This window comes from Thermostichus sp. OS-CIW-32 (genome assembly GCF_054060415.1).
The window spans coordinates 46,959-73,027 of sequence record NZ_JBSSDD010000008.1; the positions used below are offsets into that span (position 1 = coordinate 46,959).

General features: G+C 58.3%; 19 protein-coding genes, 1 tRNA gene and 1 CRISPR repeat array. Of the genes, 7 read left to right on the plus strand and 13 right to left on the minus strand.

All coding sequences use genetic code 11. From position 1 onward, the window contains the following. Window positions 1–34: 34 nt before the first annotated feature. Window positions 35–1,150 carry a glutamate 5-kinase gene (gene proB / locus ACVWY8_RS10050; protein ID WP_414352179.1) on the minus strand — a complete coding sequence of 372 codons (1,116 nt, stop codon included), beginning with the start codon at window positions 1,148–1,150 and terminating at the stop codon, window positions 35–37. 213 nt (window positions 1,151–1,363) lie between these two features. Between proB and ACVWY8_RS10055 the strand changes: the two genes are divergently transcribed. Further along, window positions 1,364–2,566, plus strand: coding sequence for an RNA-guided endonuclease InsQ/TnpB family protein (locus tag ACVWY8_RS10055; protein WP_457397061.1), 1,203 nt, complete (start codon window positions 1,364–1,366; stop codon window positions 2,564–2,566). A 446-nt stretch (window positions 2,567–3,012) separates the two neighbouring features. Next, on the plus strand, window positions 3,013–4,065 hold the full coding sequence (locus tag ACVWY8_RS10060) for a CsgG/HfaB family protein (protein ID WP_457394522.1): 1,053 nt from the start codon (window positions 3,013–3,015) through the stop codon (window positions 4,063–4,065). A 19-nt stretch (window positions 4,066–4,084) separates the two neighbouring features. On the opposite strand, the gene pruA is transcribed toward ACVWY8_RS10060, so the two are convergent. After that, window positions 4,085–7,039 (minus strand): L-glutamate gamma-semialdehyde dehydrogenase, encoded by a 2,955-nt coding sequence (gene pruA / locus ACVWY8_RS10065; RefSeq protein ID WP_457394519.1) that lies wholly within the window; start codon window positions 7,037–7,039, stop codon window positions 4,085–4,087. A gap of 145 nt (window positions 7,040–7,184) precedes the next feature. Between pruA and ACVWY8_RS10070 the strand changes: the two genes are divergently transcribed. After that, entirely contained in the window at window positions 7,185–7,844 is a 660-nt protein-coding gene (locus ACVWY8_RS10070) for an SDR family oxidoreductase (RefSeq protein WP_457384863.1), read from the plus strand. Between the two features lie 177 nt (window positions 7,845–8,021). On the opposite strand, the gene ACVWY8_RS10075 is transcribed toward ACVWY8_RS10070, so the two are convergent. The 4 genes from ACVWY8_RS10075 to tgt form a co-directional block, all read right to left on the minus strand. Further along, entirely contained in the window at window positions 8,022–8,318 is a 297-nt protein-coding gene (locus ACVWY8_RS10075; protein ID WP_414413829.1) for a hypothetical protein, read from the minus strand. Between the two features lie 6 nt (window positions 8,319–8,324). Continuing rightward, window positions 8,325–9,590 (minus strand): hypothetical protein, encoded by a 1,266-nt coding sequence (locus ACVWY8_RS10080; protein ID WP_457394516.1) that lies wholly within the window; start codon window positions 9,588–9,590, stop codon window positions 8,325–8,327. 94 nt (window positions 9,591–9,684) lie between these two features. Then, the gene (locus ACVWY8_RS10085) at window positions 9,685–10,296 is read right to left on the minus strand and encodes a hypothetical protein (RefSeq protein WP_011432163.1); all 612 of its coding nucleotides are present in this window, start codon (window positions 10,294–10,296) and stop codon (window positions 9,685–9,687) included. Window positions 10,297–10,409: 113 nt separating this feature from the next. Beyond that, on the minus strand, window positions 10,410–11,507 hold the full coding sequence (tgt, locus tag ACVWY8_RS10090; RefSeq protein ID WP_457394513.1) for a tRNA guanosine(34) transglycosylase Tgt: 1,098 nt from the start codon (window positions 11,505–11,507) through the stop codon (window positions 10,410–10,412). 125 nt (window positions 11,508–11,632) lie between these two features. Here tgt and ACVWY8_RS10095 point away from each other — a divergent pair. Next, window positions 11,633–11,715: transfer RNA gene (locus ACVWY8_RS10095), tRNA-Leu, on the plus strand. Window positions 11,716–11,772: 57 nt separating this feature from the next. Here ACVWY8_RS10095 and ACVWY8_RS10100 read toward each other — a convergent pair. Beyond that, window positions 11,773–12,150: a hypothetical protein gene (locus tag ACVWY8_RS10100; protein ID WP_414422305.1), complete on the minus strand. Its 378-nt coding sequence runs from the start codon at window positions 12,148–12,150 to the stop codon at window positions 11,773–11,775. Window positions 12,151–12,614: 464 nt separating this feature from the next. On the opposite strand from ACVWY8_RS10100, the gene ACVWY8_RS10105 reads away from it, so the two are divergent. Further along, window positions 12,615–17,195, plus strand: a complete 4,581-nt coding sequence (locus ACVWY8_RS10105) for a GAF domain-containing protein (RefSeq protein WP_457394511.1) — start codon at window positions 12,615–12,617, stop codon at window positions 17,193–17,195. A gap of 258 nt (window positions 17,196–17,453) precedes the next feature. Here the strand turns inward: ACVWY8_RS10105 and ACVWY8_RS10110 are convergent, their stop codons facing one another. The 3 genes from ACVWY8_RS10110 to ACVWY8_RS10120 all read right to left on the minus strand — a co-directional run bounded on the left by ACVWY8_RS10110 (window position 17,454) and on the right by ACVWY8_RS10120 (window position 19,154). Then, complete coding sequence (locus ACVWY8_RS10110; RefSeq protein WP_041436191.1) at window positions 17,454–17,597, minus strand: chlorophyll a/b-binding protein; 144 nt, start codon at window positions 17,595–17,597, stop codon at window positions 17,454–17,456. A gap of 103 nt (window positions 17,598–17,700) precedes the next feature. Continuing rightward, the gene (locus tag ACVWY8_RS10115) at window positions 17,701–18,003 is read right to left on the minus strand and encodes a glutathione binding-like protein (protein WP_414375558.1); all 303 of its coding nucleotides are present in this window, start codon (window positions 18,001–18,003) and stop codon (window positions 17,701–17,703) included. 86 nt (window positions 18,004–18,089) lie between these two features. Beyond that, a complete protein-coding gene (locus ACVWY8_RS10120) occupies window positions 18,090–19,154 on the minus strand; it encodes a polyamine ABC transporter substrate-binding protein (RefSeq protein ID WP_457394509.1) in 1,065 nt (354 codons plus the stop codon). 356 nt (window positions 19,155–19,510) lie between these two features. After that, a CRISPR array of direct repeats spans window positions 19,511–20,869; the repeat unit is 36 nt; unit sequence GTTCCCCCTTCGGGGGGATCCCTAGAAATTGGAAAC. Between the two features lie 79 nt (window positions 20,870–20,948). Between ACVWY8_RS10120 and ACVWY8_RS10125 the strand changes: the two genes are divergently transcribed. Continuing rightward, window positions 20,949–21,473, plus strand: coding sequence for a GNAT family N-acetyltransferase (locus ACVWY8_RS10125; protein WP_414343795.1), 525 nt, complete (start codon window positions 20,949–20,951; stop codon window positions 21,471–21,473). 3 nt (window positions 21,474–21,476) lie between these two features. After that, a complete protein-coding gene (locus ACVWY8_RS10130; RefSeq protein WP_011432154.1) occupies window positions 21,477–22,181 on the plus strand; it encodes an esterase/lipase family protein in 705 nt (234 codons plus the stop codon). A 9-nt stretch (window positions 22,182–22,190) separates the two neighbouring features. On the opposite strand, the gene psb29 is transcribed toward ACVWY8_RS10130, so the two are convergent. The 3 genes from psb29 to ACVWY8_RS10145 all read right to left on the minus strand — a co-directional run bounded on the left by psb29 (window position 22,191) and on the right by ACVWY8_RS10145 (window position 26,040). Continuing rightward, on the minus strand, window positions 22,191–22,910 hold the full coding sequence (psb29, locus tag ACVWY8_RS10135) for a photosystem II biogenesis protein Psp29 (RefSeq protein ID WP_041436186.1): 720 nt from the start codon (window positions 22,908–22,910) through the stop codon (window positions 22,191–22,193). Between the two features lie 395 nt (window positions 22,911–23,305). Next, on the minus strand, window positions 23,306–24,700 hold the full coding sequence (gene rlmD, locus ACVWY8_RS10140) for a 23S rRNA (uracil(1939)-C(5))-methyltransferase RlmD (protein ID WP_457394507.1): 1,395 nt from the start codon (window positions 24,698–24,700) through the stop codon (window positions 23,306–23,308). Window positions 24,701–24,852: 152 nt separating this feature from the next. Further along, window positions 24,853–26,040 carry a GNAT family N-acetyltransferase gene (locus tag ACVWY8_RS10145; protein ID WP_457394504.1) on the minus strand — a complete coding sequence of 396 codons (1,188 nt, stop codon included), beginning with the start codon at window positions 26,038–26,040 and terminating at the stop codon, window positions 24,853–24,855. Window positions 26,041–26,069 lie beyond the last annotated feature (29 nt).

Here is a 26,069-nt window from a genome sequence, read left to right on the forward strand (position 1 = left end):
GCCTGGACTCGCCCCCATGGCCTCACCCATGGCCTCAATTGAGCAAGGCCAAGTTATCCCGGTGGACGGCAGTATCAACCCCTTCGTAGCCCAGGATGTGAGGGATCTCGGCAGTTTTTTTGCCCTTAATCTGCCGCAGCTCCTCGGCGCTGTAGTTCACCAGGCCCCGCGCCACCTCCTGGCCGCTGGGATCGCACAGGCGCACGGCAGCCCCCGCCTCAAACTCCCCAGAAATGGCTGTGATCCCTGCCGGCAACAGCGAGCGCCCTTGCTCGCACACCGCTCGTACCGCCCCCTCATCCAAAGTCAAAGATCCCTCGGGGATGAGGCCGTAGGCAATCCATCGCTTGCGGGCGCTGGCGGGCTGAGGAGCCGGATCAAAGCGGGTGCCGATGGCCTCGCCGGCCAGAATTGCCGGGATCTGCTCAGGCCGTTTGCCATTGGTGATCACCACCGTTACCCCTGCAGCTGTAGCAATTTGAGCAGCGGTCAGTTTGGTGGCCATGCCGCCGGTGCCCCAGCCGCTTTTCCCCTGGGCTTCGGCCTTCACCTGTAGCGGGATCCCGGGCAACACCCGCTCAATGGGCTGGGCAGAGGGATCTCGGTTGGGGTCAGCCGAATAGAGCTTGTCCACATCGGTGAGCAGGATAAGCCACTTGGCCTGCACCATGCTGGCCACTAACGCCGAAAGCGAGTCGTTATCGCCGAATTTCAGCTCCTCCACTGCCACCGTGTCGTTTTCATTGACGATGGGAATAACCCCCATCTGCAGCAGTTGGGCAAAAGTGCGATTGGCGTTCACGTAGCGGCTGCGCTCCACCAGATCGCCGCGGGTGAGCAGCACTTGGGCAATTGGCTGGTTCAGAGCCGAGAAGAGGTCATCGTAAAGGCGGATCAACCGCCCCTGTCCCACCGCAGCCACCGCCTGCTTCTCGGCAATAGCCGTCGGTCGTTGCCGCCAGCCAAGGCGAGCACAGCCCACCCCCACCGCCCCAGAGGAGACCAAGATCACCGCATACCCCTGCCTGCGCAGGTGGGTCAGCACCTCCACCAGCGGCCCCAACACCGAAAGACGCAACAAGCCGGTCTGAGTATCTGTCAGGCTGGAGGTGCCGATCTTCACCACCACCGTCACGTCTGTTGTTGCCATCGCCGCTCTCAACCCATCCTCCCACCCCTCTATTCACCATAGCGCCACCATAGCGGAGTCAAGACGCAGCTGTATTGACCAAAAGGCGCGGCAAGCCCCGTCCTTCAGGGCAGGGAAGGATAGCGCCGACCGTAGCCGACGCCCTTTAAAAACGCAGTGTCGGCCATGTGAATATCGTTGTCATCACGCATAGGCCAAGAATACGATTGAGCGGTGCAACGACTTCAAGCCTTCAAGTACGAATTGCTGCCCAACAGCCAGCAGGAACGGCAGATGCGCCGCTTTGCTGGCTCCTGCCGGTTCGTCTACAACAAAGCACTGGCGTTGCAGAAGGAGCGTCACGAGCAAGGTCAGAAAAAGCTAGGCTATGCGGGCTTGTGCCAGTTGCTCACCAAGTGGCGCCACAGCGCAGATACGGCGTGGCTGGCGGATGCGCCGGTGCATCCGCTGCAACAGGCACTCAAGGATTTGGAGCGAGCCTACAGCCACTTCTTCGCCCAGCGCGCCGGCTTCCCGAAGTTCAAGAAAAAAGGCCGGTCGGACAGTTTCCGTTATCCCGACCCCAAGCAAATCCAGCTGGACCAGGCCAACAGCCGCATCTTTCTGCCCAAACTTGGCTGGCTGCGTTATCGCAACAGCCGCGACGTGGTGGGCAAGGTCAAGAGCGTCACCGTATCCAAGCACGCTGGCAAGTGGTTCGTGTCGATCCAGACCGAGCGGGAGGTTAATTGGCCTATTCCGCAGGGGGGCGCAGTGGGCATGGACATGGGCATTGCCCGCTTGGCTACCCTCTCGGACGGCACGTTCTACGCGCCCCTCAACAGCTTCAAGCGGCACGAGGCGCGCTTGCGCAAGGCCCAGCAAGCGCTCTCCCGCAAAGTCAAGTTCAGCAACAACTGGAAGAAGGCAAAAGCCCGCCTCCAGCGTATTCATTCTCAGATGGCCAACGCCCGCCGCGACTTCCTGCACAAGGTCTCGACCGCGATTTGCAAAAGCCAGGCAATCGTGTGCATCGAGGACTTGCAGGTGCGGAATATGTCCAAGTTGGCGGCAGGGACGGCAGATGCTCCTGGGAAGAACGTCCGCGCCAAGTCAGCGTTAAACAAAGCCATTCTCGACCAGGGGTGGTATGAGTTCCGCTGCATGCTGGAGTACAAGCTGGCCTGGAAAGGTGGCAGGCTCATTGTCGTGCCGCCGCAGAACCCGAGCCGCACCTGTCCATGTTGCGGCCATGTTTCATCAGACAACCGCCAGACCCAAGCCTGGTTCGAGTGCGTGGCGTGCGGCTATGAGAATAACGCCGATCGCGGCAGCGGGCCGGAGGCCTTTCGCGGCAGCGGGCCGGAGGCCTTTCGCGGCAGCGGGCCGGAGGCTTTTCTGGTCGGTGCCATCAACATCCTTGCTCGCGGGATATAGCTGTTGCGAGACGAAGGGCAGGACACGGCCGACGCTGCGGTCGGGATGCGGGTGGGTGAACCACCCGTGTCAGCCCGGATGGCCTGTGGATCGAACTGCACGGGCGGTCGGAAGCAGGAACCCGCCGAGACGACTGCGCAAGGAGCCATCCATGCGTAGCGTGGTAGGAATCTCCGGCCTTTAGGCAGGGGAGGATGTCAATTGCAGAGAGCGAGTACCTTTGCTCAACAGGGTTGAGATTTGTCAACTCTTCTATACAAACCTTCTCAATCCCTTTTTTCAACAACCTTGTAGTCGGTAGAGTGTAGGGCATCTTCTGGGAACAGGCGACGTCAGGATCCTTAACCCTTAGCCGCCAGGTGATATCGGTCACCGCCCTGAAGCTCTTTTGGATGCAGGCTGTGAGTGAAATGTGGCCCCCCTCAGATTTAGGAGATCGCTCAACCATGCGCAACCTCTCTTCCATCTTGCTGTTCGGGATCCCTTTGGTAAGCCTAGGCTGGACAGGGATCCCGGTGGTGGCCCAATCCGCCAATCCAGCCCTCTGCCAGCAATTTCCCCAAGACATTCGCTGCACCCTCTCTGCCCCCAGACAGGTGGGACAAGCGCCGCAACCCACATCCCGTCCTCGGATTGCAGTCTTGGACTTTGATTTCAGCAGCCTCAGCAATCCCTACAGCTTCCGCGAGGCTTCTCGGGGGGTGAGCGACCTGTTGGTGGATCGGCTGGTGAGAGATGGCACCTTTTCCGTCATCGAGCGCTCGCGGCTGGACGCGATCTTGGCCGAGCAGAACCTGGGTCTATCCGGTCGACTGGATGCCAACACCGCTGCTCAGGTAGGCCGGATCCTAGGGGTCGATGCGGTGATCCTCGGCAGTGTGACCCAGTTTGATGTGTCTGTGCGCCGTTCTGGGGGTGGGGCACCGGTCTTAACTCCCTTCGGCAGCTTCCCGCTGGCGGTGGGCGCTGAGTCAGTGGATGCCGATGCCGACGTGCAGCTGAATGCCCGCTTGGTGAGCACCAGTACTGCCGAGATCTTGGCCGTGGTCGAGGGCAAAGGCAACGCCAGCCAGTCGGATAGCACGGTCACGGTTGCCGGCTTTGGCGGGGGATCCGCCACCAGCAACGAAGAGAAGCTGTTGGTATTGGCAAGCCAACAAGCGGTGGAGCAAATTGCCCAGCAGTTGGCCGGTTTTGCCGGGCGCTTGGCAGCTCAGCCTCGCTCTCTGCCAACGGTTGACGCCTTGGTGGCGGATGTCTACGGCAACCAGGTGATCCTGAACAAGGGCAGCCGCGATGGCTATCGGGTGGGATTGATTCTTTCTGTGGAGCGCGTCGTCCGCGAGGTGAAGGATCCGGCCACGGGGACAGTCTTGCGCAAATTGACTGAGCCAGCCGGACAGGTCCAACTGACGGAGGTGGATGACAGCTCCAGTGTGGGACGCATTCTCAGCGGGGCAGGCTTCAAGGTTGGGGATGTGGCCAAGCCTGTCCAATGAGCTTTCCCAAGCCCTATCCTCAGGATCCCTCGATGGGAGCAAAGCCCTGCCGTTGCGTGTTTTCGGTTACGGTGCGCGGCTCTAAAAATTGCAGCAGGTAGTCGGGGCCACCGGCTTTGGATCCCACGCCGGAGAGCTTGAAGCCGCCGAAGGGCTGCCGCTCCACCAACGCCCCGGTGATCTCGCGGTTGATGTAGAGGTTGCCGACGGCAAAGTCCCGGCGAGCCTGTTGAATGTGGGAAGGGGTGCGGCTGTAGAGACCGCCGGTGAGGGCGTAGGGGGTGGCATTGGCCATCTGCAGAGCAGAAGAAAAGTCCGGCGCTGAGATCACCGCCAAAACCGGGCCAAACAGCTCCCGCTGCGCCAGCTCTGACCGGGGATCCACCTGGCTGAACACAGTGGGGCCGACGAAGTAGCCTTTTTCCGGCACGGGCAGGCTGAGGTCGAGGCGGGCATCAGCCTTAGCCGATTGAATGGCCTGTTGCAGGCGAGCTTGGGCCTCTGCATCGATGACCGGGCCAACTTGGGTGCTGGGGTGGGCTGGATCCCCCACATTTAAAGAGCGCACCGCCTCGATGAGCCGCCCCAAGAACAGGTCGTGAATGGACTGCAAAACGATCGCCCGCGAGCAGGCGGAGCATTTCTGGCCACTGTAGCCAAAGGCGGAGTTGACCACTCCTTTGACCGCCTGATCCAGGTCGGCGCTTTCGTCGATGAGGATGGCGTTTTTGCCCCCCATCTCGGCAATGACCCGTTTGATGTGGTGCTGGCCCGGCTGCAGTTGCGCGGCTTGGGCGAGGATCTGGCAACCCACCGCCTGGGATCCGGTGAAGGCAATCAGGTGCACCCGCCGGTCTTGAACCAACAGGGGGCCGATGGCTTCGCCCACCCCCGGCAGGAATTGAAAGACACCCTCCGGGATCCCGGCTTCCTCCAGCGCCTTGAGGATAAAGCCCGCCAGCTTGGCCGCGATCAGCGAGGATTGTTCTGCCGGTTTAAGCAGCACACAATTCCCGGCCACCAGAGCCGCTGCCGTCATGCCACAGGGGATGGAGAGGGGGAAGTTCCAGGGGGCGATCACCACCGCCACACCGCGGGGCTGGTAGTGGTAATGGTTGGTTTCGCCGGGCAGGTTGCACTCCCGTCCCCGCTCCAGAGCCTCCATCTGTTGGGCGTAGTAGCGGCAAAAATCGATGGCCTCGGAAACTTCCCCATCGGCCTGGGCAATGGGCTTGCCCACCTCCAGCACCATCCAGGCAGCCAGCTCCGCCCGCTGGGCTTCGATTTGCTCCGCCACCCGCCGCAGGATCCCCGCCCTCACGGCAACGGGGGTGCGCCTCCAGCTGGGGAAGCTGGCTTGGGCCGCTGCCAAGGCTTGCTCCACCTGTTCCGGCTCGGTCAACCCAATTTCCGCCACCACCTGTTCAGGATCCGCAGGGTTGAGGGAGAGCATCGCTTGTCGAGTGGGGCGATATTCTCCGGCAATCCAGGGCTGAACCCTCTGACCCAGTTGAGGCCGGATCTCGTCCAATGCCTGAAAAAAGGGATCCCGCTGCTGGGGCTGGCTGAAATCCGTATCGGGAGCGGCGGCAAACGAGAGAGAAGGAGCCTGGAAAACGGATCCCTCGTCCAAGACCGGCGGGGCCAACAGTTGCTCGGGGTTGTAGCCCTGAACGCTTTGCCGCAGGAAAGAGGTGTTGGCGGTGTTTTCCAGCAAACGCCGGATCAGGTAGGCCATGCCCGGCAGCAGCTCCCCGTAGGGGCAGTACACCCGCACCCGCTGTCCCTTCTGCACCAGGGCCTTGGCCAGGGGATCGGCCATGCCGTAGAGCACCTGCAGTTCAAAAGCAGACTGGGGCACCTCCAGGGCTTGGGCAATGGCGATGGCTTTGGCCTGAGAGCGCACATTGTGGCTGGCGATGGCGGCGTGGAGATGGGTGTGGTGCTCCAACAAAAGCTGGGTCATGCGCTCAAAATTGGCGTCGGTAGCAGACTTGCTGTTGTAAACCGGCTGTGGCCAGTGCTTTTGCGCCGCCAGGATGGTCTCTTGATCCCAGTAGGCCCCCTTGACCAAGCGCACCGTCACCGGGGATCCCCGCTCTTTGGCCCAGGCGATCAGGTTTTGCAGATCGGTGTAGCTATCCCGCAGGTAGGCCTGCAGCGTCAGGCCAACGTCGGTGCGGCCTCGGAACTCCGGCTCCAGCAGCAGCTCCTGCAAAATGGCCAGGGTGAGGGATTTGTAGCGGTACTGCTCCATGTCGAAATGGATCCCGACTCCCAGAGCTTCTGCCCGGCGCAACAGGATGCGAATCCGTTCCCCCACTTTGGCTTTGGCCCCCAGGGGATCGATGGGATCGAACTGGGAATAGAAGGCTGTCAGCTTCACCGACACTTGCGGCACCGGCTGCGGTTGTGGCCAGGTTTTGACCATCTTTGCCAAATGCTCCATCACCTGCAGATAGCGATCCAGATAGGATTGGGCTTCCGCTTCGGTGATGACGGCTTCCCCCAGCAAATCCAGCGTGAAAGCCATACCCTGCCGGTGCAAAGCTTCCAGAGTTTTGCTGACTTGCTGCAGGGTTTCTCCGGCAATGTATCGACGGGCCAGAGCTTCCACAGCAGCGGTGAGAGTGCTGGCAGCCAACTGTCCTGGCAGGGAGTCGGGGTCTGCGAAGTTGAGCAGGCTCTTCAGCATCCCCGGCAACCCTACTGCCGGATCCAAGAGATACTCCTGCAAATGGCGGGCCACCTCAGCCTTGCTTTTCAAGCTGGGCAAGACATCGATCAAGCGGAACAACTGGGTGCGCAGGTGGGGGTTCTCCATCGCCCAGGCCAGCAGCTTGTCCTCCCAGCGCAGTTGATCCCGCCACTGGGCCAGCAGGGATCGCTTCTCTCCCCAAAGAGAGGCCAACAAAGATTGGGCGAGAGCTTGGGTTTGGGCCTCGTAGGCAGTAGGAGCAGCTTGGGCAACCATCTAATAACTGGGGTGTGAGATCCCTACCATCCTGTCATGGAAAAGAGGGAACCTGAGGCCGATTTTGGGAAGATAATGGCTTATGGGGCCACTGCAAATCCTCGAACAGCTACGCCGGGTATAGGCAGCTTTGCAGGAGAAACTTATGCAGGCTTTTGTTGCAGGGGCTACAGGAGAAACCGGACGCCGCATTGTCAAAGAGTTGGTGGGCCGCGACATCCCGGTACGGGCGCTGGTGCGCAGCCGCGAGCTGGCCGCACGGGTTCTGCCCCCCGAAGCGGAAGTGGTGGTGGGGGATGTGCTGGATCCGGCCACGCTGGAGACGGGCATGGAAGGATGCACGGTGGTGCTCTGTGCCACCGGGGCCAGGCCCAGTTGGGATCCCTTTCAGCCCTACCGAGTCGACTATGAAGGCACCAAGAACCTGGTCGATGTGGCCAAAGCCAAAGGGATCCAACACTTTGTTTTAATCTCTTCCCTGTGTGTTTCCCAGCTGTTCCATCCCCTCAACTTGTTTTGGCTGATCCTGGTGTGGAAAAAACGGGCGGAAGAATATCTGCAAAAAAGCGGCCTCACCTACACCATCGTTCGACCGGGGGGCCTAAAAAACCAAGACAACGACGATGGCATTGTCCTATCCAAGGCGGATACCCTCTTTGACGGCAGCATCCCCCGCACGAAAGTAGCCCAAGTAGCCGTCGAAAGTTTATTCCAGCCCGCCGCCCAAAATCGCATCCTTGAGATCATCGCCAAGCCGGGTGTGCCCAACCAAGAATGGAGCGCTCTCTTTGCTATGGCAAGGTAGGTACCGAGCTGCATGCATGCTGCATACATTATGACTATGAGCGAGTATGAACGCGGCTCCCAGTTCCTCAGCAGGCTCGAACTTGGTGGGCGCATGGCACTCCTGGAAAGTCGATCCTGCATTGGTCGATAGTCTGCCGCAAAATGTCGGTGCCAAGCTAAACTTCTCGTTTTGCCCTTAACTTCCCTCTGTCTGGGAACCAGAAGACTTGGCCAACTGCTGCAAACGATTTAAGATCTGCGCCTCAGCGTTGGCATCGTGGAGTCGCAACGTTAGGCGGGGCACCCGCAACGAAGCCGTAATCCGGCCTGAGGGCAGATCCAGCCACACCAGTTGCCCTTGAAAACAGCGACAGGCAGCTCCCCATTCCTGGGCCAGAGCCTCTACCTCTGACCAGACAAGGCAACGTGGCAGCAGCAGGTCGGTGGCCCACCCAGCCCCACACTCCCGCCGCCTGAGGACACGCACCTGCATGGATCCCTACACCCGCAAGGACTCCGTCCCGCTGACGCGAGCGGCGTAAAACTCGCACCAGGGATCCCCCTTCTCTCTGGCCTTGGTCTCCTGGCCGTGGAAGAGCCCACCCCGCTGGAAGAGGCGGTTGTAGAAGACTTGATCCAAAACCAGCTTCTGCTGAATGTTGCCGTTGTAGACCAGATTCATCATCGCCGGCACCGCCCCTTGGGCAAAGTAGCAGGCGGGATCCTCTGCCCGTGGGTAGGAAGCCAAAAAGTAGTTGGCTTCGTAGTTGCCATCAATGGCCACCCGGCAAGACTGGCCACTCACCACCTCCAAAGCCTGCCAGCGACCCCACCCCAGGCTGCTGGCCACCGCATAGCCGCCGTGGATCCAGTCCGTGTCCTTCTCCAGCATCGGCCCCACCAGGGTTTCCCACTCCACCGATTCCATGATGTTGCCGAAGGTGTAGAACACACAGACATGCCCCGACTCGCGGATAAGAGCTTCCCCCACCCCCATCAGCTCAGCCTGCACTGCCTTCAGCTCCTGTAAAAAGCGATATTGAATGCGGTTGTAGTAGTTGGCAGGCATGCGCGTTAGCAACACGTTAAAGGCGCGAATCTGCCCCTGATCATCTCCGGCCAAAGGCAGGCCCCACAGAGCTTCGTTGACCGCATCGTAGTCCACTGCTGTTGTGGGCCGGGGGAACTGGAGCGGCTGCTCGATCAACTTGCCCATCCCTGGACTGGGAGTCAACAACTGGGGCCGCGGCAGCCGAGTAACCTGGATTACACAGTGATCCTTACGGGTAACGGCCATGCACTCCGTTTCTTCTGCCGTGTAGCTCCCCAGCTCGCCAAACGTGGCATCCAGAGCTGCTGCCACATAGCCCACCGCCAAGTGGTCAATGGGACGTGTGCGGTTGACCTGCTCTCCGTACTTGCTCAGCCAGCCTTCTGCGTAGTGAGAATGAGTAAGCTGCACTTCCCCGCCTGAAGGTGTCACCTCAAACGCCAGCCGCCCAAATCCTAAAAAACTGAAGATCTGAGCTGCCACTGCCAGGCGCTCTTGGGTCTCCTGAATGCCAAGAGCCTTGAAAGCTCCGTACAGAAGACTGTAAAAGATCTCCTGGGCTGCCGTGCGCAGGATCCCTACTCCATCGATCCAGTCGGGATCTTCAATAGTCTGCTGCAGGAATAGGTTGTAGTGATGGCAGTGGAAGATAACCGGCTCTCCAAACAGGGAGATCAGCTTGCGGTTGCGGTCGAGATGGAGATGTTCAAGCATGGACAAGTGGGTTGAGATGAATGATAGTGCTCAAAGCAGGCCCCTGAGCGCGGCAACTGCCCTCAGGCAAAGCTCGCCAGCCATTCTCGACTACTCAAACCGGCATGGCAATAGGCAGCCGCTCTCGGCCCAAAAGATCGGCCACTGCCTTGTAGAGAATGCGCAACTCCTGCCGGGTCAGGGTGCCTTTTTCAAGGCGGTTGCGGTCTAGACCTGTTTTCAAAGACAGGCGCAGGGCCACAAAGTTGGGATCCGGAGCGTAGCGCTTGGCATAGTCCATCAGAGCCTGAGCCAAAGACATGGTGCTGTCCTGCACAGGGGGCAGTAGCGGCTTTCCGTCAATCAGAATGGCTTTGATGCGCTCTGAAATGGCTCTGAGGTCGGTGATGGAACGGGTCAGAAACAAGACAAAGTAGGGGCTTTTGGGAAACGCTTTGATGACAACCCGCAGCGCCGGAGTACCTGCCAAGAGGTAGTCCGCCTCTTGGTCGGGGCTGACGGTTTGACAAAGGCGGCTATTGGCCTGCAACAGGTCGCCGGCGTAGGTGCCCAAACGTTCTAGGGCTTGCTCCTCTTGGGAATCGCTGACGTAGGTTACTTTGGCTACTGTAGCACCATCAGTGGCCCGCCCTATCAAAACAGCAATCAAGCCCGGAAGGCCGGCGATGTGCTGTTCAATCACGCTGCTGAGGGTTCGGATAGCCATGATCTGACTCCTTCCTGCGGCTACATGGGATAATTTAAGTATATACACGGGATATTGGAGTATCTAGTGAACTAGGATGGATCGGATATTTCCAGAGAAATCTCCTGACCGGCTTAGCTCCAGGGATCCCAGTGCTCATGAAATTGGCCTTCCAAGATGGCCTGACGCATCTTCTGGGTGTAGCGCATCAGCTCCGTGATGTTGTGGATAGAAAGCAGGGTATAGCCCAGGATCTCCTGGGCGCGGATGAGGTGACACAAGTAGGCTCGGCTGAAGTGGCGGCAGGTGTAGCAGGGACAGTCGGGATCGATGGGATCCAGGCTGCGGCGGTGCTCGGCATTTTTGATGTTCCAGCGTTTGCCCCGGCTGATCACCGTGCCATGGCGGGCATAGCGGGTGGGGATCACGCAGTCAAACAAATCCACTCCGGCGGCCACGGCGGCCCGCATCTCTGCATAGGTGCCCACCCCCATGAGATAACGGGGGCGATCTGCCGGCAGTAGAGGGGCTGTTTGCCGCACAACGGCGTGCATAAACTCGACCGGCTCCCCCACACTCACCCCGCCAATGGCATAGCCCGGCAGATCCAACCGACAGACCTCTTCCACCGCCCGCCGGCGCAGCTCAGGGTAAACTCCCCCCTGCACAATGCCAAACAAAGCCTGATCTGAGCGGCGATGGGCTTTCACGCACCGTTTCAGCCACTGGGTGGTTCGCCGCACCGCTGCTTCCACTTCCTCAGGGCTGGCAGGGTAGGGCGGGCACTCGTCGAAGGCCATGATCACATCGGCACCCAAGGCATTTTGAATCTGGATGGATAGCTCTGGGGTGAAGTGAATGATGCGGCCATCGAGAGGAGAGCGGAACGTCACTCCCTCCTCGTTGATTTGGCGAATGGCGCTGAGGCTAAAGACCTGGAAGCCGCCTGAATCGGTGAGGATGGGGCCCGACCAGCCCATAAAGCGGTGTAGCCCCCCTGCTGCTTGAATGATGTCCTCGCCGGGCTGTAGGTGCAGGTGATAGGTGTTGCTGAGAATAATATGGGCGCCCGTTTCCTTGAGCTGGGCCGGGGTGAGGGTTTTCACGTTGGCCAAAGTTCCCACCGGCATAAAACAAGGAGTAGGGATCCCACCGTGGGGGGTGACGAAGTATCCTGCCCGCGCTTGAGTGTGGGGACAAGTGCCCTCACAAGTAAAGGTAAAGTCGGCCAAGGTCAGCGTTGATCAGCTTTCATCTGGTGCGCAGCAGAGCTTAGCACAGATAGAGCCGCCGGCAAGGGATCCCTTTTGCCAGCCTTGACAGGGATCCCCTGCTTTGGGCACACTTGTAGATCGCCGCGGAACTGGCGGAATGGTAGACGCGCTAGATTCAGGTTCTAGTGGCAGCAATGCCATCGGGGTTCAAGTCCCCGGTTCCGCACTCCCCCAAAATGGGTTTCAGGGGATACTGCCAGGTTGTCCGGCTTCACCTCCACTTCTAGAGGGCCAGCTCCTTTTCGATTTGGCCAAGCTTGATGCGGGCAAGGGCCAAGTTGCCTTTCTCTCGATCCAGAACCAGATAGAAAAACAAACCAGAGATGTGCTGGACTAGATGCATTAGGTGGTACTGAGTCTCCAGCAGGATAAGAACCTCCTCGATTTTGTCAGTAAGCTTAAGAGACTCAGCAGCTCGCATTTTGGCGCGAATCACTTCTGTGTTTCCGGCGATTGCCAGCTCCAAGTTAGCTTCAGGAAAAGCGGGGCTGTTGGTGCCCTTATATCCCAAGCACATCCCTGTTTTCCAGTCCCCCAGCGCTACCCCCAGTGCTCCATCGATGCTCAGAGCTTTTACCAAACTGTCTTGGAGTTTTTGCATGACTGAGAGTATTCCCCCTTTACAAAGCTCGTCGCTCTATAGTAAGTCTTCCGTTGAGAAATTTCAACTCGAAGCTTGCTTAAAAATGTTAGGATTTGATTATTTATAGGGTGAGTGAAACCAAATGCATCAGAGGATGCTTATTGAGCTTTCTCATCTTTGACATCAGTATAAATACTGAAACTGGGATCCGGTAAGTCTTTTTCCCTTCTGCCCGCGGCGGCTCTGGACGGGCCACGGCTCAGACCCTTATTTTGGCTCGTTTGCAGGAGCTAGAGTAGCTGACGCAGGCGTGGTGAAAATGTAGCGAACTGAACCAACGGGAAGCTGGTTTGGGGATCGGATCCCTGTAGCTTCCGGTGGAGAGGCTTGGAAGTTATGCTGGGGTTACCTCTTTTACCTTGAGACTATCGACCTCCGAGATCGGTGGATCGGGATCCCTTTCTCTCCGCTTAGTTTGACCTATGCCTAAGGCCCCCCTCCCCCCCAATGAGGAGCAACGGCTGGCTGCCCTGCGGCAGTATCAGATTTTGGACACCGCTCCTGAGAACAGCTTTGACGAACTCGTGCGGCTGGCTGCCCACATCTGCGGCACGCCCATTGCTCTGGTCAGCCTTATCGACGAACACCGCCAGTGGTTTAAAGCCAAATTCGGCGTCGATGTGCAGGAGACCCCACGGGATGTGGCCTTCTGCGCCCACGCCATCTTGTCGCCTAAAGAGCCGCTGGTGGTGCCCGATGCCACTCAGGATCCCCGCTTTGCCGATAACCCGTTTGTCGCTCAAGAGCCCCACATTCGCTTTTACGCTGGCATTCCCTTGGTAACTCCAGAAGGGCAGGCCCTGGGCACGCTTTGCGTTGTCGATTATCAGCCTCGGCACCTGACCCCAGAACAACTGGAGCAATTACAAGCCCTGGCCCATCAGGTGGTGGCCCAACTGGAGCTGCGCCGTACTTTGAGGGAACTGGCTCAGACGCCTCTGCTGCCTAAGTCGGGGGATACTAAACCTGCCCGCAAAAACCGCTTTCTCCTCAAAGTTACTGCCGGTTTTGGCCTGGCTGCCTTGCTTTTGGGCGGGATCACCTACTCAGCTCAGCGGAATGCCTCTCAACTGCCGCAGCTTACAGAACGAGTGGCCCACACTCTAGAAGTGATCCAAAACTTGGAAGGATTGCTGGCGGAAACCGGCGCCGCCGAGGCCGGTCAATATGGTTATCTTCTGACCAATAATCCTCGCTATCTCAGTGAGTACCAAGCCAGCCTTGAAGCCACCTCCACCCATCTGCGCTTGTTGAAAGAGCTCACTGCTGACAACCCCCTGCAGCAAGAGCGCCTGAAGCGCCTAGAGCTGCTGCTGGAGCAACGGCTACGAGTCATCCAAGACTTGATCCGGCTGAGGGAGCAAGAGGGGCTACCTGCCGTTCAGGAAGCTCTAGAAAGCAGCGAAGGGCCAAGGTTAATGGAGCAAATTGCCGAGTTGATTCGGGTGCTGCAGCAGGAGGAAAATCGCCTTCTGCAGCAACGCAGCCAGGAATTTCAGTTTGCCTGGGTTAGAACCAATCTCATTGCTTTTGGCGGGCTCATTTTTACTTACCTGGTTTTGGCCTCGGTTTACTTCCTCATCCGCCGGGAGACTGCCGAGCGAGAAGAGGCAGAACGATCCCTCAAGCAAGAGCGAGATTTTACCAACGCGGTTATCGATACGGCAGGGGCGCTGGTGGTGGTCATGGATCCAGAAGGGCGTATCCTGCGCTTCAACCGCGCTGCTGAGCAGCTCTCTGGCTACTCGCTGGCAGAAGTTAAGAACCGGCTGCTGTGGGATTTGGGTTTGATCCCGCCGGAAGATGTGCCTGGTGTGAAGCAAGCTTTTGAACAGCTCAAGGGCAATCATTCCCTCTTTTTGAATCGCCATGAGAATTTTTGGCGCACCAAGCAGGGGGCACTGCGGCTTATTTCTTGGTCTAACACCGCCCTAATCAACGCTGCCGGCGAGGTGGAGTTTGTCATGGGCACCGGCATCGACATCACCGACCGTAGGCTGGCGGAGCTAGCCCTAAAAGAAAGTGAAGAGCGCTACCGGGATCTCTTTGAAAATGCCACTGACCTCATCCAAAGCGTGGATGCCGAAGGGCACTTTTTATATGTCAACCGCGCTTGGAAAGAGACCTTGGGCTATGACGAAGCTCAGGTCTATCAGATGACCCTCTTCGACATTCTCCATCCCGACTGCCGGGAGCACTGCCAGGCTCTTTTCCAGAAGCTTCTATCGGGGGAGAAACTGGAGAGGGTAGAGACAGCTTTCCTCACGGCCAGCGGTGAAACCGTTTGGGTGGAGGGCAATGTCAACTGCCGCTTTGAAGATGGGGTAATGGTGGCTACGCGGGGCATCTTCCGCAACATTACCGAGCAGAAGAAAGCGGCAGAGGAATTGGAGCGGCAAAACCGCCGGGCTCAGTTGCTAGCCAATCTCAGCTTGAAGATCCGCGAATCTTTGGATATCGCCGAGATCCTAGAGACGGCGGTAACAGAAATCCAAGCCCTGCTCAAAGCCGACCGAGTCTTGGTCTACCGCTTCCAGCCGGATGGCTCCGGGATCATCTCCAACGAGAAAACTCAGCCGGGGATCCCCTCGCTGGCAGGAGAGGTGATCGAGGATCCCTGTTTTCAGGAAAAGTACGCCCAGCTCTACAGCCAGGGCCGCGTTCGCGTTGTTAGCGATGTGGAAAGTGAAGGACTGGAGCCTTGTTACCTAGAGCTGCTGCAAAAAATGCAGGTCAGGGCCAACTTGGTGGTGCCGCTGTTTTTGGAGCAGCAGTTGTGGGGGTTGTTGCTGGCCCACCAGTGCTCCGGGCCCCGTCAGTGGCAACCCTTTGAGATGGAGCTGCTGTCGCAGTTGGCCAACCAAATTGGCATTGCCCTCACCCAGGCAGCCCTTTTGGAACGGGAGAGAAAGCGCAGCCTGGAGCTGGAGCAGGCCCGCAAAGCAGCAGAGCAGGCTGCACAGGCCAAGAGCAGCTTCTTAGCCACCATGAGCCACGAGATCCGCACCCCCATGAACGCGGTGTTGGGGATGACGGGCCTGCTGCTGGAGACCCCCCTCAATGCAGAACAGCGGGACTTTGTAGAGACCATCCGCGTCAGCGGCGATGCGCTGCTCACCCTCATCAACGACATCCTGGACTTCTCCAAATTGGAGGCCGGGGAAATGGAGCTGGAGATCCTGGATTTCGATCTCCGCTCGTGTCTGGAAGAGGTGGCGGATCTGTTTGCCCCCACTGCCCATGCCAAGGGGTTAGAGCTGGCGGTGCTCATGCCACCGGAAGTGCCGCGCTACCTGCGGGGAGATGCCTCGCGACTACGGCAAATCCTCAACAATTTGGTAAGCAACGCCATTAAGTTCACCCACCGAGGAGAGGTGGTGATCCAAGCGGAGGTGCTGCAAGAAACCGCTACCCATGTCCACCTCAGGCTCTCGGTGAGAGATACCGGGATCGGGATCCCGGCGGCGGCGCAGAGCAAGCTGTTTCAACCGTTTAGCCAGGTGGATGCCTCTACCACCCGCAAATACGGAGGTACGGGACTGGGCTTGGCCATCTGCAAACAACTGACAGAACTGATGGGGGGAACCATCTCGTTGCAAAGCCAGGAGGGACAGGGCAGCACCTTCAGCGTTGAGCTGACCCTGGAGCGGCAGCCCTATGCCCAGCAGCTTGCCCAGCCTTCTGCTCGTGTCCCGGTGGATTTGCAGGGCAAGCGGCTGTTGGTGGTGGACGACAATGCCACCAATCGCAAGATCCTGCGCTGTCAGGCCGCGGCTTGGGGAATGGTGGTGGAAGAGGCCGAGGATGCCTATCAGGCTATGGACAAACTGCGCCAAGCCGTTCGCGAGGGCAGACCCTTCCCCCTGGTCGTTTTGGATATGCAAATGCCGGAGGTGGATGGGGAGACCTTGGGCCGCTGGATCAAGGCAGATCCGCAACTGGCCGAGACGCAACTGGTGATGATGACTTCACTGGGACTGGGGGAGCACTCCCGCCGCGCTGCCGAAATCGGCTTTGCCGCCTACCTGGTTAAGCCGGTAAAACAAAGCCGCCTTCAGGAGGCGTTGGCCATGGCCCTGGGGAAATCTTCTGGCCTCTCCACCTCTCTTTTGGGCATTGGCCCCCCTCTCTCTCAGACGACGCCTATGGCCGACCGACCCCAGCAGTCCCTGCGCATTTTGCTGGCAGAGGATAACCCCGTCAACCAAAAGGTGGCTTTGCGCCAGCTCCAGAGCTTGGGCTACATGGCCGATGTGGTGGCCAACGGTCAGGAGGTGTTGGATCTCCTGCAGAAGGTCAGATATGACCTTATTCTCATGGATTGCCAAATGCCGGTGATGGACGGCTACGAGGCCACCCGCCGCCTACGCCAACAGGAACGGAGATCCGGCCACCGCACAGTGGTGATTGCCATCACGGCCAACGCCATGCAGGAGGATCGGGAGCGCTGCCTGCAGGCAGGTATGGACGACTATCTCAGCAAGCCGGTGCTGAAGGAAGATTTGCAAAGGTTGCTCAACCACTGGAGCCAGGTGATTGCTCAGTCTGCAGGGGGATCCTCCAACCAAGCCGCTTCTGAAGCAGCCTCTCCAGCTTCCCCCGCTGAGAGCCGGGATCCCTCTTCTTCCACCCAGCCCTACCCCATCGACTCTGCCTACCTGGATCAGGTTTCCGGCGGGGATCGCGGGTTTCAGCGAGAGCTATTGCAGGTGTTCATCCAAGATTGCGAAACCCAGCTTCCGCAATTGCGCCAAGCTATTGCCGGTTACAATGCAGAAGGAATGCGGCGGATCGCCCATCGCCTCAAAGGAGCCAGCTCCAACGTGGGAGCTAACGCTTTTTGCCAAGTGGTCCGCGAGCTGGAGCACTTGGGGGTAGCGCTGGCCCAGCAGGGATCCCAAGGTGGTCATGACCTAGAATGGGCACGCGCTCTCCAGGCCCCAGAAGACCTAGAACGCATCTTGGCCGATATCCGCCAGTACTTGCAGGATTTGGAAGAGTAGATTCCTAGGGATCCCAAGCCTTCTGCGCTGCTAGCTTTCACTCCCCGCCCCTCTCCCAGTGGAAGAGGAGAGTCAGCGGCAGAAGCAAGGCAGTGGAAGCTGGACTTAACAGCCTGCATTTCGCTTCCACTTCCATTTGGATTCATTCAGACCTAAATCCAGAATCGAGGGCAATGCGAAAGCCTGGCTGCTTTGCAGAGGGTGGAAACTACAGCCAGGCAAGCAAGGATCTACAGCAGTGTCCTAGGCCCACCGGGATTACATCAGGCCGATTTGAGAGAGGATCCCTTGGCCGGTCAGCAACTCGGTCGCAACGCCGATCACAAAGCCCAACATTGCCAAACGGCCATTCCATTTTTCGGCGAAGGTGGTAAAGCCAAACTTAGCTTCTTGGTTTTCCATGGTTCTAGCTCCATCAACAGGTGACATCTTTAATGTGGCTCAGATATTAAAAAGTGTCAAGTTTTATGTCGAGAGCTAACAAGATTGTCCCTTTCCTCTGGCATCAGCACCTTTGGTATTGCCGGTCGCCAAACAGGATCCCGTGTTCCTCGTCACTGAGGAGCTGCTCGAGGGAACGGCGTACCTCTGCCAGCAGTTGCAAGCCCTTCTGCACGGCGGGACGGGCTTCGATGGCTGCCAACCAGCGTTTGAGATTGGGAAATGGCTCGATGTCCAACCCTTGCCGCTCATAGCCCCGCATCCAGGGGAAGCTGGTAATATCGGCGATGGAGTAGTCGCCCGCCAGGTACTCCGACTCCATCAAGGCTTGTTCCACCACTCCAAACAGGCGCTGGGTCTCTCTCACGTAGCGGTCGATGGCGTAGGGGATCCGCTCATTCTAGCCTGCTCGCTTCTGCCCCACTGAGGCGGTAGCTGAGAGGAAAGGGATCCCTAGCTGCTTTTCACGGTTGTCCAGAGGGCGTCGATGAGGCGCAGCTCTTCCCCTGACAGCACTTTGAGGTAGGTGAGTTTGGCCAGGGCCTCTTCGTCGGGGTAGATGGCCGGGTTCTGCAGATCTTCTGGGTTGATCATGGGCAGAGCTGCAGCGTTGGGGGTGGCAAAGCGGTTGTGGTTGCTCAGTTGAGCGCCGACTTCAGCATCCAGGATGAAATTGATGAAGCGATTGGCCAGCTCGGGGTTGGGGGCCTGGGCGGGAATGGCCATTACATCCAGCCAAATGTGGGCACCCTCACGGGGGACAAAATAGCCGATGTTGGGGTTTTCTTCGGCAGCTTGCAGGGCATCGCCGCTGTAGACGATGGCTACATTGGCCGTTCCAGAAACCAGTTGGTTTTTGCCCCCCACGCCCCCAATTAGGCCGGCACTGCGGCGCTTGGTGTCGATCAAAAGCTGCTGGATCTGCTGCAGTTCGGAGCGAACGGTGGTGTTCATATCGAAGCCCAGGTAAACGGCAGCAGCGCCGATCATGGAGCGCATCTCGTCGATCATCACAAAGGGGCCATACTGCTGCTGCGGGTCGAAAATCAATCCCCAAGAGCGTTCAAAGTTTTCGGGCAGGCGGTCTTTGCGGTAGCCAATGCCGGTGGTGCCCCACTGATAGGCGGCGGTGTAGGTGTTTTCTGGATCAAAGGGCAGGCCGACAAATTTTTCGCCCAGGTTGCTTAGGTTGGGGATCAATTCTTTGTTGAGAGGCTGCAGCAGTCCCAGCTGCAACATGTTGGGCACAATGTAGTCGGTGGGAACAACAATGTCGTACTGGCTGGTGCCTCCCCCCCGCAGTTTGGCCACCATGTCTTCGTTGGATTCGTACACGCTGACCAGCACGCGGCTATTGGTGGCTTTTTCAAAGGCGGTGAGGATGTCGGGATCGATGTATTCTGACCAGATGTAGAGATTGAGGGTCTGCCTCTGGGCAGAGGTAACATGGGGCCAAAACAAAACCAGGACAAGCACACAGCAGAGTAGGGTTGTAGCCGAGGCAATCCACTTTTTCATGAGATTTCTCCGACTGTGAAAAGTTGAAAACATCGTATCTGCTTTCATCCCCCAGCCGGCTACACCCGCGGCTAGGGGGCACGCCTTGGGCAATCGCCAAGCCCCGCAAACTCCGGTTGAGGCTCGGGTACTCACCCTTGTTTCCAAGACAACACCCAAACGGTATCAACGCCTCCGCGAGCAATCCGCCAAAAGCCGCAAAGGCCGATTCTTTCGTCGGATCCCTCGATGCCTTGCACCACAAGGCTTTCCAGCCCCAAAACCCCCTCGCCGCAGCTCTTTTTGCCGACTTTTTTCCGGATCCCTCGCAAATGGGTCTTGCATTCCTTGCCCTGCTTGGGTTTAATAGGGGTGGAGTTCCCCCTTCGGGGGGATCCCTAGAAATTGGAAACAATTTGGCAGCCAACGTGGAGGACAACTTAAACGGAGTTCCCCCTTCGGGGGGATCCCTAGAAATTGGAAACTTGGTTAGTTATTCGAGGTCATAACTCGTTGCAACCGTTCCCCCTTCGGGGGGATCCCTAGAAATTGGAAACGTTCAAAGCACAGGCTACGGCCCACCACAACATGGGTGGTTCCCCCTTCGGGGGGATCCCTAGAAATTGGAAACACCACAACATGGGTGTACCTTCAACAACATACTCTGGGTGTTCCCCCTTCGGGGGGATCCCTAGAAATTGGAAACCCTCCGTAGCCCGGTATAGTCGGAGCCGCTTCCCGGTTCCCCCTTCGGGGGGATCCCTAGAAATTGGAAACTTCATTTGTGCCGAAGGGATCGCAAACGCGCCCCGTTCCCCCTTCGGGGGGATCCCTAGAAATTGGAAACCCAGTCGGTTGCGATGGAAGCCTGCTGGAGCACCGATCCTCCGTTCCCCCTTCGGGGGGATCCCTAGAAATTGGAAACCGGGGATTCCAGTAGTACTCACGTCCACCTATGGTAGTTCCCCCTTCGGGGGGATCCCTAGAAATTGGAAACGCCAAAGCTCTCGCCCGCTTTCTTTGGCGGTTGGTCATGGTGTTCCCCCTTCGGGGGGATCCCTAGAAATTGGAAACGCTTGCCAATCCGGTTCCATCCTGTTTCCAGGATTAGCCGTTCCCCCTTCGGGGGGATCCCTAGAAATTGGAAACTCTTGCCGGTGTTGGATCCTGAGCTGAAGACTCTGGGTAAGTTCCCCCTTCGGGGGGATCCCTAGAAATTGGAAACTGATTGACTGGTCTCTGCTCTAAAGTTAGATAAAAGTTCCCCCTTCGGGGGGATCCCTAGAAATTGGAAACATTAAGTTCTACAGGATCTGTTTTGTTTTGAACAGTATGGTTCCCCCTTCGGGGGGATTCCTAGAAATTGGAAACAATCCTCAAACCTCGACTCCCGAATCGTCAAGAAAGTTCCCCCTTCGGGGGGATCCCTAGAAATTGGAAACTGTACTCACACCTGGGTGTTTGGGAGGTTAGGTCTCTAGTTCCCCCTTCGGGGGGATCCCTAGAAATTGGAAACGTCAGGTACGTGCCAATCGTACCTGTCTTCAAGTAACGTTCCCCCTTCGGGGGGATCCCTAGAAATTGGAAACGTACCACCACCGCCAGTACCACCTCCACCGGTACCACCTGTTCCCCCTTCGGGGGGATCCCTAGAAATTGGAAACCCGCAGCACCTTGGTAAGTGCTTTGGACTTCTTAGTGTTCCCCCTTCGGGGGGATCCCTAGAAATTGGAAACAATTCCGCCACCGATCCTGGCTATACTGAGGACACGCTCACCCAAAGTAGGGGTGAGCTTTCACTCGGCAGCGATTCACATGAGTTTTTGGAAGGGCCTGTTCGGGTCAGCAGGAGCTGCTACAACCAAAGAGCCGGCGCAAACAGCTAGGGCCGACCGTCGCCAGGAAACGGTGGTGGTACGAGGGGAGACAATCCTCTTCAGCTTGGATCCCAACTTGGATCTGTACGAGCTAGAGGAGCTCTGCGATGCGGTGGGGTGGTCGCGTCGCCCCATTCACAAGGTGAGAAAAGCCCTGCAGCACAGCTTTTTGGTGGTGTCGATGTGGCAGCAGCGGGGCAGCTACCGTCGCCTCATCGGCTTTGCCCGGGCAACGTCCGACCACGCTTTCAATGCCACCATCTGGGATGTGGTGGTTCATCCCGATTTCCAGGGTAGGGGTCTGGGCAAGCGGCTGATGGAAAAGGTGATCCACGAGCTGCGCGCCCGAGACATCAGCAACATCACCCTTTTTGCCGATCAGGGAGTGGTCAGCTTTTACGAACGGCTGGGCTTCACCGCCGACCCTGAGGGGATCAAAGGCATGTTCTGGTATCCCCGCTAGCGTATGGCCCCTGTGGTGATTTTGCCCGGTTATCTGGCGGGTGCGTCGGAGTATGAGCCCCTGCGCCAAGAGCTGGAAGCCCGCGGCTATGCGGCACGGGTGGTGCCGTTGCAGGTGCGCAGTTGGTTTCCCACGCTGGGGGGAAGGCCTGTCACTCCCATCCTGTGGGCCCTTCGAGAGACCATCCAAAAGACCTGCGCTGAGTTTGGGGTTGACCGAGTTAACCTGGTGGCCCACTCCGCCGGCGGCTGGATTGCCCGCATCTACCTGGGATCCGTGCCCTATGGGGGACAGGTGTGGCAGGGGCGGGAGCAGGTCGCTGCGCTGATTAGCTTGGGATCCCCCCACACCAGCCGGGAGCGCTGGACGAAGCGCAATTTGGACTTTGTCAACACCCACTATCCGGGGGCCTTTTGGCCCGAGGTCAAATATGTGTGCGTGGCGGGCAGGGTCATCCAGGGGCAGAGGTTGAGTCTGGGATCCCTGTGGCGACAGGAGCATTATCTGGCTTGGCTGGCCTACAACAGCTATTGGCTCACGGCTGGACAGGGGGAATTGTGGGGCGATGGCATTACCCCCATCGAGGCTGCCCACCTGCAGGGGGCTGTTAACCTCACTCTGCCCAACTGCTACCATTCCGGTCGGGGTGGACGGCGCTGGTATGGATCCCCCGAGGTGGTGGAAACTTGGGCTCAGTATCTGGCTTAGGGCCGGGGTTTAGCTGCCAGGCTTGCTTGGGTCGCCGAGGGAAGTCTCGGGCAAAGAGGCGGCCGATTGGCGGCGTTCCTGCTGACGCCGGGCGGCTTTTACCATCTCCTCGACCACAGCCCGCGCCTGCTTCATGCGATCCAAACTGCTGCGATAGAGCTCCAGATCTTTTCTCACCCGCTCTGTTGAAAAGGGCAGCTTGCTCACCACATTCTCCAAAAAGCGGCGGGTGCGTTCTTCTGGTTCTTCGTAAAGGGACTTGGCCACAACTTCATAGGCTGTGTAAAGGCCAACAGCTAAGACCCGGCTGTAGGCGTAGGGCGGCTGAGTCATGCGCTCCAAAATGGCTTTCAACCCACCCACATCTTCCGCCTCTGGCTTGAGACAGAGGAGATCAAGTCTTTGACGGGGATCCCCGCTTCCCATCAACTCCAGCAGATCGCGGGCATTCTTGCGCAACACCTCTGGCTTGAGGTGCAGAGCCTTACAGAGGGCGTTGAAAATGGCTTCTCGCTGCTCAGGGGGGTGATAGGCTTCCATCAGCCCGTCGTAGAGGGTGACCAGCCCCAAGGCAAAAAACGGATCGTAGACGAAGGTGCTGTTGACGGTGGTCAGGTGCAGCTCCACCAACAACTCCTCCACCACCCGGCGATAGACGGCGTTGATCGGGCGAGGGTAGGCGCTGAAAAAGGCCGCTTTGGTGGCGGAGAGGGTGCGAACAGGATTCACAGGCAGACAAAAATGAGCTTGAGGATGGCTTCTCTGTTTTTTTATTCTCACCTGTGCTGACCCTGAGGGCAAGCTGTGTTGACATCCTCCCCGGCCTGAAGGCCGGAGATTCCTACCACGCTACGCATGGATGGCTCCTTGCGCAGTCGTCTCGGCGGGTTCCTGCTTCCGACCGCCCGTGCAGTTCGATCCACAGGCCATCCGGGCTGACACGGGTGGTTCACCCACCCGCATCCCGACCGCAGCGTCGGCCGTGTCCTGCCCTTCGTCTCGCAACAGCTGTATCCCGCGAGCAAGGATGTTGATGGCACCGACCAGAAAGGCCTCCGGCCCGCTGCCGCTCCCTGCCCTGAAGGACGGGGCTTGCCGCGCCTTTTGGTCAGGGTGCGTACTCTTCAAACTCGCTCCAAAAAGGCCACCCCCTCCACATGCCCGGTTTGGGGAAAGAAGTCAGCCGCCCGCCATTGGGTAAGGCGATAGGATCCCTCTGCCAGTAGGATCTGCAAGTCTCGCGCCAAAGTGGCAGGGTGACAGCTAATGTAGACGATGCGTGGTGGTCGTCGCAGCTTTAGGGTCTCGAGCACTTGGCGGTCGCAGCCGCGCCGCGGCGGATCCAGCACCACAATGTCGGCAGGGGGCAGGGTCGGCAAAACCTGTTCCACCGTGCCCTGGAAAAATTGGGCTGAGGCGATACCGTTGAACTGGGCATTGTAGCGGGCTTGGGCCACCGCTTCCGGCAAAGCTTCCACCCCCATCGTCCGTTTCGCCCGTTGCGCCAGCAGCAAGGTTAAGGTGCCGATGCCACAGTAGGCATCCAGGATGGTTTCCTCTCCCCGCAGGTTCAGTTGGTCGGCTATCCAGGTAAAAAAGGCTTCTGCTTGCTCTGTGTTGACCTGGAAGAAAGAGGTGCTGTCGATCCAGAGGGAAAAACCGGCAAATTCCTCCCGCAAAGACCCCCGACCGGCAATCACCTCAGTCTCCGGGCCGAAGATGGCATTGGTGCGGGCCGAGTTGAGATTGAGACAGACCCCCACCAGGTCAGGGTAGCGCTGCATCCAGCGTTCGGCCCAGCTTTCCAGATGGGGCAGGCGACGACTGCAACTGACCAAGGTCAGGAGCACCTCGCGGGTACGGCGACCGATGCGCAAACCCAAGTGGCGGAGATGACCTTGGTGACGACTTTCGTCGTAGACACTCCAGCCCGTTTCTTGGAGATCCCGCTTGATTTCCCTCAGGAACACATCCAGCCGCTCGTCTTGCACGGGGCATTGGTTGAGGTTCACCAGGCGGTGGCTGCCCCGTTGGTAGTAGCCCATGCGCAAGGGCTGGCCCTCCGGTTTGGCCATGGGGTAGGTGACCTTGTTGCGATAGCGCAGCGGCTGCTGGGATCCCAAAATAGGGACAGGCTGCGGCAGAGTCAGACCGCCAATCCGCTCCAGTGCATCCCTGAGGATTTGCTGCTTGGTGGCCAATTGCTGGGCATAGCTGACATGTTGCCATTGGCAGCCACCACATTTGTCCGCCACAATGCAGGCTGGTCGCACCCGTTGGGGAGAGGGAGAAATCAGCGACCGAATTCGCCCGACCAAGTAGTTGCGCTTGATCTCGGTTATTTGGGCCACCACCTGATCCCCGGGCACCGCCTGGGACACAAACACCACTCGCCCTTGTCCAAGTCCTACCGTGTGGGCAATGCCATCTCCCTGGGGGGTCAGGGCCGTGATCTCCAACATCAAAAGATCCCCAGGTTTGACGGGATCAGGAAGGCCGGAAGGGATCGGATGTTCCATTAGGCTGTTTCGCCGAAATTCGAAATAACTATAACCATAGGTCAGGTCGTGTTGGCTGGAGTCAGTATTGCCGAAAAAAGCTGTAGCAGGGCAAAAAGCATGTCAGCCGCCAACTGCTGACAGGGATTGAAAACCCGATCCAATGGAGTGGATTACTCCTTGGTCAAAGCAGATAGAGAAGGCAAAACATCTTCTCGAAAAGGAACCTCGTTTTGATTCACATTCTCCAGCTCGGCCAACATGAGAGGGTTAACCCGGTTCAGGTAGGGCACCAAAACCTGTTGTAGCCTTCGGCTGTAGAAGCGGTGGTAGCTGTACACAGGCGTGGCCGGAAATCCCCGTCGAATCTTATGGGATCCCCCTGCGCCGGGATCAAAGTTGCGGATCCCTTCTCGGATAGCGAGGGCAATGGGCTCGTAGTAGCAAACGTTAAAGTGCAAAAACTTCACCTCCTCCCGACAACCCCAGTAGCGCCCGAAGAGGCGATCTCCCTTACGAATACAAAAAGACATCCCCACAATTTCTGCATTCCGTTCCCCGGCCACCAGCACAACTCGCTCCCGATAGTCGGGATAGAGAGACTCGAAAAAGCGGCGATTGAGATATTTGCTCCAGTTCCAAAATTGGGCGCAGGTGTTGCTGTAAAAGTCGTACATGAGAGACAACAGGCGGGGCGTGATCTCCTCTCCTGTGTAAATCTTGAGTTCTAGGCCGCTTTTTTCCATTGCAGCCCGCTCTCGCTTGATGTTGCGCCGCTGGTTGGCATTGAACTGGCTCAAAAAGTCTTCGTAAGAGCGGTAGCCGGGGTTGTGCCACTGGTAGTTGTGGGTGATCCGGGGCGTAAATCCATCCGACTCCAATTGAGTCCGCCAGTCCAGATCTACGTAAAGCAAGCTAAACACCGAAATATCCTTCTCTTGGCAAAACCGGTCAATGGCTGCCAGCATCAATGGCCACACCTCTGCTTCTGAATACTCGGGATGGACGAGAATGCGATAGCCCGTGGCCGGGGTGAAGGGGGCCATGCCGATTAACTTCGGGTAGTAGCGTTCCCCCAATTGGCCGGCAACTGCAGCCCATTCTTGGTCGAAGACAAACTCCCCCTGGCTGTGGCTTTTCAAATACAAGGGGGCAGCAGCAACCAACTGGCCGTCCGCCTCCACCAACAGGTGACAGGGCAGCCACCCTGTCCTGCGGCTGGCACAACCTGAGCTCTCTAGGCTGTGCAACCATTCGTATTCCAAAAAAGGAGAGGTGCGCTCCGTTTGCAAAGCGTGCCAGGCCACTGCCGGGATCTCGCGAATATCGTGGCACCAGCGCCATTTCAAGCCGGTTGACATTTGCCTGCTCGGATCAGACCAACCCGCCG

Coding starts and splice junctions, on each gene's coding strand:
- proB (WP_414352179.1), bottom strand. CDS start 1,150: ATGGCAACAACAGACGTGACGGTGGTGGTGAAGATCGGCACCTCCAGC.
- ACVWY8_RS10060 (WP_457394522.1), top strand. CDS start 3,013: ATGCGCAACCTCTCTTCCATCTTGCTGTTCGGGATCCCTTTGGTAAGC.
- pruA (WP_457394519.1), bottom strand. CDS start 7,039: ATGGTTGCCCAAGCTGCTCCTACTGCCTACGAGGCCCAAACCCAAGCT.
- ACVWY8_RS10070 (WP_457384863.1), top strand. CDS start 7,185: ATGCAGGCTTTTGTTGCAGGGGCTACAGGAGAAACCGGACGCCGCATT.
- ACVWY8_RS10075 (WP_414413829.1), bottom strand. CDS start 8,318: ATGCAGGTGCGTGTCCTCAGGCGGCGGGAGTGTGGGGCTGGGTGGGCC.
- ACVWY8_RS10080 (WP_457394516.1), bottom strand. CDS start 9,590: ATGCTTGAACATCTCCATCTCGACCGCAACCGCAAGCTGATCTCCCTG.
- ACVWY8_RS10085 (WP_011432163.1), bottom strand. CDS start 10,296: ATGGCTATCCGAACCCTCAGCAGCGTGATTGAACAGCACATCGCCGGC.
- ACVWY8_RS10100 (WP_414422305.1), bottom strand. CDS start 12,150: ATGCAAAAACTCCAAGACAGTTTGGTAAAAGCTCTGAGCATCGATGGA.
- ACVWY8_RS10105 (WP_457394511.1), top strand. CDS start 12,615: ATGCCTAAGGCCCCCCTCCCCCCCAATGAGGAGCAACGGCTGGCTGCC.
- ACVWY8_RS10110 (WP_041436191.1), bottom strand. CDS start 17,597: ATGGAAAACCAAGAAGCTAAGTTTGGCTTTACCACCTTCGCCGAAAAA.
- ACVWY8_RS10120 (WP_457394509.1), bottom strand. CDS start 19,154: ATGAAAAAGTGGATTGCCTCGGCTACAACCCTACTCTGCTGTGTGCTT.
- ACVWY8_RS10125 (WP_414343795.1), top strand. CDS start 20,949: ATGAGTTTTTGGAAGGGCCTGTTCGGGTCAGCAGGAGCTGCTACAACC.
- ACVWY8_RS10130 (WP_011432154.1), top strand. CDS start 21,477: ATGGCCCCTGTGGTGATTTTGCCCGGTTATCTGGCGGGTGCGTCGGAG.
- rlmD (WP_457394507.1), bottom strand. CDS start 24,700: ATGGAACATCCGATCCCTTCCGGCCTTCCTGATCCCGTCAAACCTGGG.
- ACVWY8_RS10145 (WP_457394504.1), bottom strand. CDS start 26,040: ATGTCAACCGGCTTGAAATGGCGCTGGTGCCACGATATTCGCGAGATC.